The organism is Fulvivirga maritima (assembly GCF_021389955.1).
Classification (GTDB): domain Bacteria; phylum Bacteroidota; class Bacteroidia; order Cytophagales; family Cyclobacteriaceae; genus Fulvivirga; species Fulvivirga maritima.
The window spans coordinates 5,333,857-5,348,713 of sequence record NZ_CP089980.1; the positions used below are offsets into that span (position 1 = coordinate 5,333,857).

The window sequence follows — 14,857 nt, forward strand, 5'->3', positions numbered from 1 at the left end:
ATGCCTTACAAAGAAAAAATAATAGAGAAAAAATACTATGCTATTGGTGAAGTAGCACAAATGTTCAATGTGGCTACATCTCTAATCCGATTCTGGGAAACTGAATTTGACATCATCAAACCAAAGAAGAACAGAAAAGGAAACAGGCAATTCACTAAAGATGACATAGAAAATGTAAGGTTGATTTATCACCTGGTGAAAGAAAGAGGCTTTACACTACAGGGCGCTAAAGACATACTTAAAAGTGACTCTGATGCTGTAAAAGACAAGATGGACATGATAGACTCCTTAACCAAAGTGAAAGAATTTTTGATGGAATTAAAACAACAGATACCATAAAATGAAAACATGAATCAGGAACGTCTGTCACAGCTGGCTTTAAATTTCATCCCCGGCCTGGGGAGCTATTCTATAAAGCAATTAGTCAGTTATGCAGGCTCTGCCCATCATGTTTTTAATCTTCCAAAAGCTAAACTGCTCAAAATACCAGGCATAGGTAAAGTTATAGCTGACTCCATTCTTAACCATCAGGCCTTTGCCAGAGCTGAAGAAGAGCTGAAGCGCACAGAAGCCGAAAGTGTTAAAATTCTACTACATACCGACCAAGAATACCCCAAAAGGCTAAGACAAATTAATGATGCTCCCTCCCTACTCTATTACAAAGGAACAGCTGACTTAAATACAGCCAGAATAGTATCTATAGTAGGTACCCGAAACGCTACTCCTTACGGAAAAGAAATCACCGAAGAGCTGGTAAAAGAGCTCGCTCGGCATCAGGCACTAGTAGTAAGCGGATTGGCCTATGGCATAGATATTCAAGCGCATAAATCATCACTAAAATATCAGGTCCCAACTATAGGGGTAATGGCAAGTGGCATTAATATTATATACCCAGCCATGCATAAGGAAACGGCCTTTAAAATGCAGGAAATAGGAGGCCTACTTACAGAGCATGCTTTAGACACCAAGCCCGACCCTCATAAGTTTCCTGCAAGAAACCGCATTATAGCGGGTATGTCTGACGCCACTATTATTATTGAAGCAGCTAAAAAAGGTGGCGCTTTGATCACTGCAGACATAGCCAATAGTTATAACAAAGATGTATTTGCACTACCAGGAAAAGTGACCGATCCATTTTCTGAAGGGTGCAATAATCTTATAAAACAAAACAAAGCACATTTACTCACCAGTATTACTGATCTGGAATATATCATGAACTGGGAAGAGAAAGATGATGTAAAAGAAGGAAGCCACATTACTCTTGAAGACTTTACACAAGAGGAGCAACTGATTATTTCAGAATTGAATAAAGAAAGCAATGCTATATTGATCGACAACCTCAGCTGGCGAACTAATATTTCCATTAACCGCTTGTCATCATTATTACTCAATCTGGAATTTCAGGGGATCATTAAATCATTACCAGGAAAAAGATATCAAGTAACAAAAAGTGTATACTGAAAATTATTATCGTGTACTGGGATTAACTCCTGCTGCCACTCAAGGCGAGATCAAGGCCACTTATAGACGGTTGGCTAAGAAATACCATCCTGATCTAAATGTAGGAGATAAAATGACTGAAGAGAAGTTTAAGCGGATAAGTATAGCCTATTCAATACTTTCTGATCCCAACAAAAAAAAGGCATTTGACCTTACACTTCAACCTGTAGAAGCATTTACTAACAGCTATTCCAGTTATAAAAAGTCTACCTTCCGCTCTAATACAAGAAAGTATTACCCTGGAGAGAAAATCAACAACACCCGCACCACTATATTCATTTTATTAGGAATGGGTCTATTCTTGTACCTTTTGCTTGTAGGCATATCTCGCTTGTCATCAGAACAAAATTATGCAGAAGGCATGGAGCACTTAAAACACAAACAATTTAATGATGCCATCGATTCTTTTGAGTACGCCATCTGGGCCCTTGGTAGCAAATCTTCTGAAGCCTGCACTAAAATCAGCGAAATATACCTTTATCATTGGAATCACTACCCACTGGCATTAAAGTACTGTGATCAAGCCTTAGAGTATACATCAGACCAGCAAAAGCTAGCTCAGATCTATTATTTAAGAGCTATGACTCATAAAAAGATGGAACAGTATGAAGAGGCTATCAAAGATTTATCCATTGCAGAAAATAACGGCTATGCTAAAGATAGTATTTACAAGGAGTTAGGCTCCATTTATACTTATAACCTTAAACAGTATTTATCAGGGCATAAGGCCTTTTCAGATTTCGTTAATCTACAAGCCACTTCAGAAATAGGTTGGTTTGGAAAAGCCTGGTGTGAGCAACACCTGAACTTATACCATGAGGCTATTGAAAGCTATTCTATGGTTATCAATATTAATCCTCATGGAGGCAATAGCTACTACTACCGCGGAGTGAATGAAACAATAATAGAAGATAATGATAATGCTTGCAAAGATTTTGCAAAAGCTAAAAGTATGGGTGTGCCGCTAGCCGATGAACGGTATGAACTCTACTGTTCTAACTAGTTAACCGTAATTATTGACAGAAATTCTCAATCGGCTTTTCAAAGAAAAAAGCCCTGAGAATAATCCCAGAGCCTCTTAACCATGAAAAACCCGACTAATTATTTTTAATTTTCTTGATATATCTTGGTATTACACTTTTCCTTAATTACATCATAGGCTTTCAAATCTCCCAATTCGCCGGCCTTGCTAAGATCTAAACAGCCTTGTTGTACCTGGCCGAAATCCAATCTTAGTATTCCTCTTAAGTAATAAGCATCTACATTTCTTGAGTTCAGTTCGATTATCTTGGAGCAATCATTTATTGCATCCTGATATGCTTCTAATTGTTGCTTTGCTTGCCCCCTTTTATAATACGCCTCTAATCTATCTCCATCGAATTCTATGGTAGAAGTATAGTCTGCGATTGCTCCGTAATAATCTTGTAACTTAAACTTTATATTTCCTCTTGAATAATATGCATCTGGAAACCTATCATTTTTCTCTAAACAGGTATTAAAATCCTTCATGGCACCATGTAAATCACCAAATGCCTCTTTGATCATACCTCTCATATAATATGCCTGATAATAGTCAGGGTCTTTTTCAATAGCAGAATTAAAGCTGATTACCGCCTGCATGTACTCACGTTTCTCATAAAGAGATTTACCCTTTTCTGTAAATTCTTTCGCGCTCTGAGACATGGCAAGAGGTATAAAACCTATAGCCAACAGTACTGTTAGTAAATATTTCATTTCGTTTTTAGTTTTCATGGTTAAAATGGATTTGCAAAAACAATGCGGGATTTAAGAAAAAATATAAAAACCTTATTATAATCCAAATATAGGTACTGCCATCCTCATCGCCTCTTCAAACTCATTTATTTTTAATCCCATATTGGGATTTCCTTTCCTTAATTCGGATATGATAGTTTCGGTAGCCATATTACCTACCAATTCATCATTGGCCATAGGGCACCCCCCAAAGCCGTTTATAGCTCCATCGAAGCGGCGGCAACCTGCCTTTTGGGCTGCCACAATTTTATCTGGAGCTGTCTCTGGTCTGGAATGTAAGTGTGCGCCAAACTCTATGTCAGGATATTGAGCTATTAAATTTTTAAATAAATAATCAATATTCTCCGGCCTGGCCACCCCAATAGTATCTGATAAGGATATGATCTTAACTCCCATGTTATGAATCAAATCTACAAATTCAGCCACCATTTCCAGACTATATGGGTCTCCATATGGATTACCGAAACCCATGGATAGGTAAACAACCAGTTCCTTTTTATTATTAATAACTATCTCCTGAATTTCACTTATAACATGTAATGCTTCATTAATAGTTTTGTTGGTGTTCCTTTTTTGGAAAGTCTCTGAGATGGAAAGAGGAAACCCCAGATAAGTAATCTGCTCATAATTAGTAGCCGTTTGAGCGCCTCTTTGATTAGCTATGATGGCTAGTAATTTAGTATTGGTATTACTAAGGTCTAACTGCTCCACCACTTCAGTGGTATCTCTCATCTGAGGAATGGCTTTGGGAGAAACAAAACTTCCAAAGTCCAGAGTATCAAAGCCTACCTTTAACAATTGATTGAGATAATTCACCTTATCAGCAGTAGGAATGAAGGGACCTATTCCCTGCATAGCGTCTCGGGGGCATTCAATAATCTTCATAATATTACATGAGTGTTATAAACAAATTTATCATTCCCATACAAAAAAGACAAAATTGTTATTGATCGATCTTTTTAGTTATTTAAGCTGATAAAAATTCCTATTTACAATTTTTAATATTTAGTTTGGAATTTAAAACTTACTTTAATTAACATGCCGCTAAATGAATTGACAAGTCAGCTGGGTATTCACAGGGCTGCTCATTTGCTTCGCAGGGTCACTTTTGGTGCCACTAAACAGCAAATAGATGCTTTTGCCGCGCTCACACCTCAGCAGGCTGTTAATATCTTGTTCAACACCAATTTACCAGATCCTGAATTACCCCTAGACTTAAAAACAAATGCTGAGTGGGTAATTTCTGGCAACACCGATGCTAATAGCAATGATGAGGCATTAAGAGATTACTTTAAGGCCTGGTATATCGGCCAAATGTTGAGCATAGGTATTACAGATGACAACCTAAAACTGGCTTATGCAGCCCGTGAAAGGATTACTTTTTTTCTTCACACCCATTTCACCACTATGGAGGAAAAGGTGAACAGCAGCCGTGCCCTATATTTTCAGAATGCACTTTTCAGACTTTTCGCTCTTGACAAAGATGATGAATTGGTTGAGATTATTGATGAAGAAACCGGGCAATCCCAAGTAGAGACCGCTCCAAGAAATTTCAAAGAGCTCACCAAAAAGTTCTCTTTGGATAATGCCACGCTAAGATTTCTAGATGGTAACTTAAATGTGAAGGGGGCTCCTAATGAAAACTATGCGCGTGAAATGTTTGAGCTCTTCACCGTGGGCCGAGGGCTAGAGGCAGTAGTAAACGAACAGACCTCTGATGAGGTAGGTGATTACTTTACCTTTAAGGAGCAAGATGTTCAAGCTGCCGCCAGGGTGCTGACCGGATTTAAGTTTGATAACGAATTTAATACAATAGATCAATACACAGGCCTACCTCAGGGTAAAGCTAACCCCGGAAGCCACTCTACACAGGCCTCTGAAAAGGAGTTTAGCGAATATTATAATGGCGAAGTAATAGATCAGGATGCTATTTTACTAGAGAATGGTCAACCCTCTCAAGAGAGTATGATAGATGAAGTAGGGCGTATGATCGACATGATCTATGAAAACGAAGAAACTGCCAAACACATCTGCCGCAAAATATATCGCTTTTTTGTTTATTATGATATTACCGAAGAAATCAATAATACCATAATAGAAGATATGGCTCAGGTTTTTGTAAGTAATAATTACAAGTTACAACCTGTGCTGGAAGCGCTTTTTAAGAGCGAATATTTCTATGAGGCATCTACAGATATTACAGATGATAAATTTGGAGGTATTATAAAATCACCATTAGATCTGGTACTTGGCTCACATCTGTTTTTTGAAACATCTATACCAGATTACACTACTGAACTTGAACAGTTTTATGAATTTATAAACGGCCAGGTTATCGCCAAGCTAGAGAATCAGGGTATGAATTTCTATGAGCCTTATGAGGTTGCGGGATATGGTGCCTACCATCAATACCCCGTATTTAACAGAAATTGGATTTCTACCAATTACCTGGCATACCGCTATCAATTCATAAGCAGACTATTTACTCCAAGTAGTGAAGATGCGCTCCCCTTAATTAACCTTCTAGATTTCGTAAAAGAGAATTTTTCATCAGAAGGTGAAGACGCGAAGCAACTGATCATAAGCATGGCTCCCTATTTATTGCCAGTAGCTCAAAATCTGGACTTTGATAGTGATCTTGACGGCCGCGGCATGACCAAGGAGAGACTTCGATTTTTCTTACAGACGTTCATTCAGTATAACGACTACAACACCGATGCTGATGCTCAAAACCTAATATGGCATGATCTGTATGTAAACAATAATTATGATGATGCAGGCATCTATCTAAACAGACTATTTAATAGCATGCTTCAGTCTCCGGAATATCAATTGTTTTAACTATTCTACTAACAGAATATGAAAAGAAGAAATTTTTTAAAAAGTGTACCATTAGCTGCCGGAGGCGCATTTGCCATTAATAGCATTCCTATGCACGTTCTGGCAAAAGAAAACAGAATACTGAGAGCCGCTGAGCTTAATGACAATGATCGGGTATTAGTAATTATACAGCTTCATGGTGGTAATGATGGATTAAACTCTGTAATACCGGTGAATCAATATGATCTGTATTACAACCTGAGACCAAACATAGCTATTCCGGCAAAAAATAGCGCCAGAAGATATATCCCATTAGACTCTACTTTTTCTGATGAATCAAAACTAGTAGGTCTGCACCCAGACATGACAGGTATTAAGAGCATGTATGACACAGGGAAAATCAATATTGTCCAAGGTGTTTCCTATCCCAAAAACAATGGTTCTCATTTTAGAGGAAGAGACATCTGGTTAATGGGAGCTGGTTTTGACAGGTATGAAGATTCAGGATGGGTTGGTAGATATTTATCCAAGCAATATGCTCCTGAGCAGTACCCTGACGATTTCCCTAATGCCAATATGCCAGACCCTCTAGCTATTGAATTAGGTAGTGACGTATCTTTGCTTTTTCACCAGAAGGGAAACATACCTACCTCTGTTTCATTACCCAATAACCCAGAGGCTTTTGTAGAAGTTCTTAATGGACTGGTTGGGTTTGATGATGTAGAACTGGATCCGAGAGGCCTCCCTCCTGCTTATTTGCAGAACTCTCCTTATTATAAAGAAATGGAGTGGATATTGGGGCTGGAAGATAAAACAGAACAGTACGCAGAGCGACTTCTCAATGTATACAATAACGCCCCTGCAACCAGTGTTCCTTACCCAGAGACCTATCCTTTTAGTGCCCCTAAAAGCTACCAAAGAAACGGCCTTTCTGGTCAATTACAAGTGGTAAGCAGACTTATCTCAGGTGGAGCTAAAACCAAAGTTTACATGGTAAAAATCGGTGGCTTTGACACCCATGCAGACCAAGTAGAAAGTCATGATTCTACTATGGGATTGCACGCTGCACTCATGTACCATATCAGCTCCGCTATGCAAGCATTCCAGGCAGACCTAAGGGCCAGAGGCATAGAAGACCGGGTAGTGACTATGACCATTTCTGAATTTGGAAGAAGAATAAAATCTAATGGAAGTTATGGTACCGATCATGGTAAAGGCGGACCGATGTTCTTATTCGGAAAGTATGTAAAAGGAGGTGTAACTGGCACCAACATGGACCTTACTGGTGGCCCCGCCAATGTAGACATGCAATATGACTACAGACAAATCTATGCTAACCTGCTCCATGATTGGTTAAAGGTACCTAAAGATCAGCTGGGAGGCCTTAACGATGGTATAGTTATGGGTAATGACACTGACACTAACTTCTATGATGGCCCCAAAGAAGATGGTGATGGCTTCTATGAACCACTCAACCTTTTTGATGAGACTATAACCGGAACTGAAGGCTTTTTCAATGAGCGATTTGCTTTGCGCAATGCTTACCCTAACCCTGCAAAAGGCCAAACCACTATGTCATTTTACATTAACAGTGAAGTGATGGTTAATCTTAAAATTATAGACATCAAAGGCAAAACGGTTAAGACTATCATGCAGGAGCAAAAAAGTCCGGGAGAACATGAGGTAAATGTGAATCTTGCAGACATAGAACCTGGTATGTATTTCTATCAGATAGATGCAGGTTTACTACAAGAAACCAAAAAACTCATTATTCAATAAAATCGATTTTTATAACACAACTTCTACCAAACCATAAATAATGAAGTACCTATTAGCAGTCTTGGTATGCATGCTGATGCTGATGAGCCACAGCTTCACATACGGTCAAAAAAAAGAACCGTATGTATTCTGGCTACCAGACAAAAAGACCGCAACCAAACGATAAATTTATGAACACCCAATGGTGGTTAGGCTTCCGTGCAGGAGCCAACATAAGTGAGGTAAGCCCTACCACCTCCTATAGTGCTTTTAGTCCAATTAATTATAATGCCTCCAGAACTGAAAAGGAGTATAACACGCTGGGTATGGATCAGCTAAGTGGCCAGGCAGGTATAGAGATCACCTTATATCATAAAGGTTTTTCTTTCAGTTTGCAGCCTAATTACCGCAGGCAGCGCTACTCCTACTCCAACCTATACCAATGGAATGGAGCCAATGGCAACAGCCTTACCATACAATATGACCAGGAGAACCTATTGGATTATATTGAATTTCCTTTATTCATTAAATATGATCTCACTAGAGAGAACATCAGGCCATTTATTCAATTTGGAGGGTATTGTGGCACCCTGGTTGGGGCCAACAAACACCTTAAGACCTCAGGTATAGATAATGCCTCAGGTGGTGCCGGCCCTTTTGATAATGAGGAAACCACCATTGGAGCAAAAGACACTTACATTAAATCATCAGTAGGTATTGCAGGGGGTATTGGAGTAAGTTATGACTTTTGGAACCTGAGACTGGTTTTTGATGCCACCTACCGATATGGCATGAATAATATTGCCAATGTGAAAAATCGGTATTCTGAAAATGAGCTTACTGGCATAGGCGATGCCCTTGATGATATAGAAATGAGAAACGTATCTATCAACTTTGCCTTGCTATTTCCTCTCCGATTCATAAGCAAAAATTATGATTCGTTTAACTAATTGTCTATTAAGGATTTTAATAATACCAATGAAAAACATATACCATCTTCTTTTACTCGCATGTATATCTTTTGCTATAAGCAGTTGTGATATAGGAGATAATGAAGCTGACCCGGCCTCTTCTTTCTTGAAGATCTATGATCACAATGACTATGAAGCCTCATACATACCTATCGATATTAAGCAAACTAGTGATGGCGGGTACCTCATACTGGCTGCCACCCAAAAAGACAGCTACTTTGCCGGTGTAAGGCTAATGAAGGTAGACGAGCAGGGAGAGTTTGAGCAAGAACAAGATTTAAGCGATGAATATGTTCACCCTGTAGGTGAATTAATGAAAATCAATGGCAATTTCTACTTCATGGCTATGCGCGAGTCTGATTTAAGAGCTTTCATTTTTATGGTAGACAATACAGGTACTTTAGCCGATCCTATTGAAACGCAGTTTACCTCGCCATTGGCTACTTCTGCCACCACAGAAGGCAACATCCTGCTTTTAAGCTATAGTAATAGTGATTTATTGACCGTATGCTCAGAGTTATCAGTTGCGGGAGCTGTATCCCGGTCCGCTTCGTTTACTATTGGCGCCGGCACTTCAGAAGATGGTGAGCCTGCAAGAACTATTCTGGATGGCTTTAAAACTACAGGCCCTAAGCCCCCTTATGCCATCGGAAAAATGAATAACCAGACCTATTACTTCAATGGATTTTATAATTATACCCTCTCACTGGTTTTCACCAGTTTAAATGAAGATGATGATGTTCAAGGTGTGTTGCAGGGAGTTCACAGAGAATCGGCCATAAGCTCAGTAATACAATTGGCTAATAATACCATCTCTCTAAGCCGTTATAACTCAGGAGACAATTATGTGGTACCCAGAACAGAATTAGAGTCATTAAGCATTAGATCTGTTGATGACCTAGAAGGAAATACCTTTCCAGAACTAGTAAGCAATGCCCCGGTTATGGTAAAATCCATTTCAATTAACGGAACAGAGACCGCTCTATTTGCCAGTAATACTAAAAATGGACAGATAGTGCTACTCGCTTTCGAGGCCAGTAGTGGAACACTGGTAGGCACTAAATACTTAGGCTTTGGAAACACCTATGAAGTCGCTGGATTTTCAAAAACAGAAGATGAAGGACTTGTAGTACTAGGCCGTTCTTATTTAACAGGAAGGTTTGCCCGAATCTGCGTTTTTAAATTGAGTGATGAAGAACTTAAGGAGTTGGTAGATTAGGAAAAAGGGAGATAAGCTTCCATAAGCCCGGTCTTTGCTTCGAGTTGCCTACCAATTACATTATAAGCAAATAGCATATAAAATATCAAAACAGTTAAGATGTGATAAATTATGAATCAGCACCGATCGTCTACACTTCGACGCGGCTCAGTGTGACTCGCCTTGAGTTTCATCTTACTGTACCGTCGTGCGATGAAATAGGATTGAAAAACAGGCTTTTCTCAAGTCCTTAGTGGCAGTTCATGACTATGAAATGCTTCAGTGAGCGGAAGACCTCACAGCAAGAAAGAGTTTTTTGTTACTTTTTTGATCGATTGTAAAAAAGTAAAGAGCCTAAGCGATGGAACACAGAGACTAGATAATCCAAAGTGACTGGTATTTGAAAAATCTAACTTAATAGAATAGATTGATGTATACCTTCAAACCAATGATTTGTCATTCTGCTTGGTACGATTGAAACAAATGTTAGGTCTCAGCATGACCTCTAGTCAAATAAGTCAATATGATTCAAAGAGTTTAACTTTTTGTTTGCATAAAAACCGCAGAAAAAAAAGCCCCGCAAGAATAATTCTTGCGGGGCTTTTTTGTGATGTAAAATCTTACATACTGATATCAATATCTATATTTCTATGAAAATCGGTCTGCATATCATCATAAGGTAGAATTACCTTTAAAACGCCATCTTCATAATTAGCATTTATCCCCATCTTGTCTATATGAGGTTCTAAAGTATGTGACAGTACCACGTGAGGTACTACAAACTCCTGCTGACTGGCGTCAAAGACTACGTTATGATATATGATAAGATTGCCATTGATAACTTCTACTCTAAGTTCTTCAGGACTAACTCCTGGAACTCTTGAATTAATCTGTTTATAATTATCTGATTTCTTTATTTGTACCTGGGGAGATATGCTGCCTCCGTTGAAGGTATTCATAATATCCGCGCTCTGCAAAACTTTTCTCACCCAGTTCATATCATGATCATATTTCATAATGTCCTCCATTGTTTTGCTGTTTAAACAACAAGAGTTATACCAATGGAATATTAAAGACATTATGTCTACATCGCTGACACATTGTCAAAATTCAAAATCTTAGAAAAGCTCTTTGGCTATTTCATAAACAGAGTTTGATTTGCCCATAGAATAGTAATGTAAAACAGGCACGCCAAAATCAACCAGCTCTTTTGACTGCTGAATAGTCCATTCTATACCTACTTGCTTCACTTCTTCATTGGTCTTGCATTTGTCCACCGCATCAGCCAGCTCTTCTGGTAGGTCTATGTAAAAAATCCTTGGCAGCACATTAAGCTGACGCTTAGTGGTAAGTGGCTTCAGGCCTGGAATAATAGGCACATTGATTCCAGCTTCTCTACACTGCTTCACAAACTCAAAGAATTTATTATTATCAAAAAACATTTGAGTTACAATATAATCTGCTCCTAAATCTACCTTCATTTTAAGGTATTTAAGGTCTACTTTAAGATTTGGGGCCGCAAAGTGCTTTTCAGGATAGCCCGCTACACCTATACAGAAATCAGTGTGATTGGCATTTAAAAGTTCATCATCCTGATACTGGCCATTATTCATTTTAACTACTTGCTCAATGAGTTCCGAAGCATACTTATGTCCACCTCTTTCAGCTACAAACATAGATTCCGTTTTGATAGCATCCCCTTGAAGTAAAAGAACATTATCGATACCCAGGAAATCCAAATCTATAAGTGCGTTTTCGGTCTCTTCCTTAGTAAAGCCGCCACAAATAATATGCGGTACTGTATCTACATTATACTTGTTTTTAATGGCCGCACAAATACCTACAGTCCCTGGTCTCTTTCTGATTGATTTCTTCTCAAGCAAACCATTTTCATGCTTCTTATACACAAACTCCTCTCTGTGGTAGGTTACATCTATAAAGGGAGGATTAAACTCCATTAAAGGATCTATGTGCTTATATAATTTGTGAATGTTTTCCCCTTTTAGAGGCGGCAATATCTCAAATGAGAACAGTGTCTTTTTAGCATTAGCAATATGCTCTGTAATCTTCATGATTTATAAATTTGTATGTCACCTTAAATGACATTATTTTCTAATTGTTAGTAAGCTAAGTTAGGTCCGAGCCATTTTTCTACCAGCTCTACAGACATATCTTTCCTATTGGCATAATCTACCACCTGATCTTTCTCCACCTTTCCTAAGCCGAAATAACGTGAGTTAGGATGTGAAAAATAAAAACCACTCACTGATGATGCCGGATACATAGCATTAGATTCTGTAAGGAATATACCGGTATGTTTTTCAACATCCAAAAGCTCAAATAATAATGGTTTCTCTGTATGGTCAGGACAAGCCGGATATCCTGGCGCAGGCCTTATCCCCTGGTATTTCTCTCGGATCAGATCTTCATTATTCAGTTCTTCATTGGCAGAATAACCCCACAGCTCTGTTCTAACTTTATAGTGCATAAGCTCAGCCATGGCTTCAGCCAGTCTATCAGCCAGAGCTTTAACCATAATTTCATTATAGTCATCGTGGTTGGCCTTATGTTTTTCTATAAGCTTTTCTATACCCACACCAGCTGTTACAGCAAACATGCCCATATAGTCCTCAATGCCCGTTTCTTGGGGTGCAATATAATCGGCAAGAGACAAGTTAGGTATCTTCTGACCTTTCTTACCCTGCTGCCTTAAAAAATGAAAGCGTTCTGTTTTTCCATCGGGAGTTATAATATCTACATCATCACCATCGGCTTTCGCTTCAAAAAGACCAATAATGGCATTAGCCGTTAATTGCTTTTCCGCTATAATTTCATCTAACATAGCATTTGCATCGGCATATAGCTTCTTGGCCTCTTCCCCGATCACCTTATCTTCAAAAATCTTCGGGAATTTACCTTTGAGCATCCAGGTTTGGAAAAATGGTGTCCAGTCTATGAACGCTCTAACTTCTTCTAATGGATACTCTTTATATACCTTAACCCCTAAGGAATTAGGCTTTGGTGGCTGATAACCCTCCCAGGTAATCTTTGCTTTATTTTCTCTGGCCTGCTGTAGAGGTATGTAATTCTTCTCCGTTTTTCTGGTAGAATGTCCCTCGCGCAGGTCATTATATTCATTCTTTATTTTAGTATGAAAAGCATCTTTGGTGTTTTTACCAATGAGCTCCCCTACTACAGGCACACTTCTGGAAGCATCAAGCACATGCACCACAGCTCCACTGTAAGCAGGATCTATTTTTACGGCAGTATGTATTCTGCTGGTAGTGGCTCCCCCGATAATCAGCGGCACTTGAAAATTTTGCTTCTGCATCTCTTCTGCTACGCCCACCATTTCATCTAACGAAGGGGTAATCAACCCACTCAGACCAATAACATCTACATTATTCTTTTTGGCTTCTGCCAGGATCTTTTCTGTAGGCACCATAACCCCTAAGTCTATAATTTCATAGTTATTACAGGCCAATACCACTCCTACTATATTCTTTCCAATATCATGGACATCTCCTTTTACGGTGGCCAGCAAAATCTTAGGCGCATTTTCTACCGACTTATTCTTTCTCTTCTCCTCTTCCATAAAGGGCTCCAGATAAGCCACGGCCTTCTTCATAACCCGTGCACTCTTCACCACCTGAGGCAAGAACATTTTACCCTCTCCAAAAAGATCTCCTACCACGTTCATTCCGGCCATTAACGGACCCTCAATCACTAATAAAGGATGACCTAGTTTAGCTCTGGCTTCTTCAGTATCTTCATCGATATGGTCTATTATTCCTTTAACTAAAGCATGAGAAAGCCGCTCTTCTACCGTGCCTTTTCTCCAAGCATCATCTTTTACTCTAAGCTTAGCCGTTCCTTTTACTGTCTCGGCAAAATCAAGCAGTCTTTCTGTGGCGTCTTCTCTCCTATCTAGCAACACATCCTCAACATGCTCCAGCAGATCTTTAGGAATTTCATCATAGACCTCCAGCATAGTTGGGTTTACTATGCCCATATTCATACCGTTTTTAATGGCATGATATAGAAAAGCCGAATGCATGGCTTCCCTTACCGTGTTATTACCTCTAAATGAGAAAGATACGTTACTCACCCCACCACTCACATTAGCTCCAGGAAGGTTTTCTCTGATCCATTTGGTAGCCTTAAAGAAGTCGATAGCATTTTTTCTATGCTCGTCCATACCCGTAGCTACCGGGAAAATGTTAGGATCGAAAATGATATCCTGAGGCGGAAAATTGATCTTATCAACTAATATCCGATAGGACCTTTCACATATGGAGATCCTTCTTTCATAGTTATCTGCCTGCCCATTTTCATCAAAAGCCATGACTACTACCGCAGCTCCATACATCTTTATTTTGCGGGCATGCTCTAAAAACTCCTCTTCTCCATTTTTAAGACTGATAGAATTCACCACTCCTTTACCCTGAACACATCGCAGGCCAGCTTCTATAATGGGCCATTTAGATGAATCCACCATTATAGGGATCTTAGATATCTCCGGCTCTGAAGCTATCAGGTTAAGAAACTTCACCATGGCCTGCTCACCATCCAGCATCCCTTCATCCATATTCACATCAAGTATCTGCGCTCCGCCTTCTACCTGATCTCGTGCAATGGATAATGCCTCTTCAAAATTCTCCTCTTGTATAAGTCTGAGAAACTTCCTTGATCCCGTAACATTAGTTCGCTCTCCTATATTTACAAAATTAGATTCAGGAGTAATCACTAATGGCTCCAGCCCGCTCAGTCTTAAATATGGTATCTTCTTCTTACTCATTCATTTGGCATAAAAAAAGCTCTTCTGACAAGTCAGAAG

The 14,857-nt window shown here is 39.2% G+C and carries 12 protein-coding genes; 7 read left to right on the plus strand and 5 right to left on the minus strand.

Annotated features, from left to right (window positions below):
* From LVD15_RS22480 to LVD15_RS22490, 3 genes are read left to right on the plus strand one after another with little or no spacing between them, the layout of a single operon-like run.
* A complete protein-coding gene (locus LVD15_RS22480; RefSeq protein ID WP_233777442.1) occupies positions 1-339 on the plus strand; it encodes a MerR family transcriptional regulator in 339 nt (112 codons plus the stop codon).
* A gap of 9 nt (positions 340-348) precedes the next feature.
* Positions 349-1,461 (plus strand): DNA-processing protein DprA, encoded by a 1,113-nt coding sequence (gene dprA, locus LVD15_RS22485; protein ID WP_233777443.1) that lies wholly within the window; start codon positions 349-351, stop codon positions 1,459-1,461.
* Positions 1,451-2,503, plus strand: a complete 1,053-nt coding sequence (locus LVD15_RS22490; protein WP_233777444.1) for a J domain-containing protein — start codon at positions 1,451-1,453, stop codon at positions 2,501-2,503. The genes dprA and LVD15_RS22490 overlap by 11 nt, the downstream gene beginning before the upstream one ends.
* Positions 2,504-2,607: 104 nt before the next feature.
* On the opposite strand, the gene LVD15_RS22495 is transcribed toward LVD15_RS22490, so the two are convergent.
* Together LVD15_RS22495 and LVD15_RS22500 are read right to left on the minus strand one after the other, a co-directional pair.
* The gene (locus LVD15_RS22495) at positions 2,608-3,252 is read right to left on the minus strand and encodes a tetratricopeptide repeat protein (RefSeq protein ID WP_233777445.1); all 645 of its coding nucleotides are present in this window, start codon (positions 3,250-3,252) and stop codon (positions 2,608-2,610) included.
* A gap of 57 nt (positions 3,253-3,309) precedes the next feature.
* Positions 3,310-4,158: a hydroxymethylglutaryl-CoA lyase gene (locus LVD15_RS22500; protein WP_233777446.1), complete on the minus strand. Its 849-nt coding sequence runs from the start codon at positions 4,156-4,158 to the stop codon at positions 3,310-3,312.
* 153 nt (positions 4,159-4,311) lie between these two features.
* Between LVD15_RS22500 and LVD15_RS22505 the strand changes: the two genes are divergently transcribed.
* The 4 genes from LVD15_RS22505 to LVD15_RS22520 all read left to right on the plus strand — a co-directional run bounded on the left by LVD15_RS22505 (position 4,312) and on the right by LVD15_RS22520 (position 10,041).
* Positions 4,312-6,114: a DUF1800 domain-containing protein gene (locus tag LVD15_RS22505; protein ID WP_233777447.1), complete on the plus strand. Its 1,803-nt coding sequence runs from the start codon at positions 4,312-4,314 to the stop codon at positions 6,112-6,114.
* A gap of 18 nt (positions 6,115-6,132) precedes the next feature.
* Positions 6,133-7,872, plus strand: a complete 1,740-nt coding sequence (locus LVD15_RS22510) for a DUF1501 domain-containing protein (RefSeq protein WP_233777448.1) — start codon at positions 6,133-6,135, stop codon at positions 7,870-7,872.
* 122 nt (positions 7,873-7,994) lie between these two features.
* Positions 7,995-8,801 carry a porin family protein gene (locus LVD15_RS22515; RefSeq protein ID WP_233777449.1) on the plus strand — a complete coding sequence of 269 codons (807 nt, stop codon included), beginning with the start codon at positions 7,995-7,997 and terminating at the stop codon, positions 8,799-8,801.
* Positions 8,802-8,829: 28 nt separating this feature from the next.
* The gene (locus LVD15_RS22520) at positions 8,830-10,041 is read left to right on the plus strand and encodes a hypothetical protein (protein WP_233777450.1); all 1,212 of its coding nucleotides are present in this window, start codon (positions 8,830-8,832) and stop codon (positions 10,039-10,041) included.
* A 599-nt stretch (positions 10,042-10,640) separates the two neighbouring features.
* Here the strand turns inward: LVD15_RS22520 and LVD15_RS22525 are convergent.
* The 3 genes from LVD15_RS22525 to metH form a co-directional block, all read right to left on the minus strand.
* Positions 10,641-11,048, minus strand: a complete 408-nt coding sequence (locus LVD15_RS22525; protein WP_233777451.1) for an Hsp20/alpha crystallin family protein — start codon at positions 11,046-11,048, stop codon at positions 10,641-10,643.
* 90 nt (positions 11,049-11,138) lie between these two features.
* Entirely contained in the window at positions 11,139-12,092 is a 954-nt protein-coding gene (metF, locus tag LVD15_RS22530; protein ID WP_233777452.1) for a methylenetetrahydrofolate reductase [NAD(P)H], read from the minus strand.
* A gap of 47 nt (positions 12,093-12,139) precedes the next feature.
* Positions 12,140-14,818 (minus strand): methionine synthase, encoded by a 2,679-nt coding sequence (gene metH, locus LVD15_RS22535; protein WP_233777453.1) that lies wholly within the window; start codon positions 14,816-14,818, stop codon positions 12,140-12,142.
* Positions 14,819-14,857: the final 39 nt, after the last annotated feature.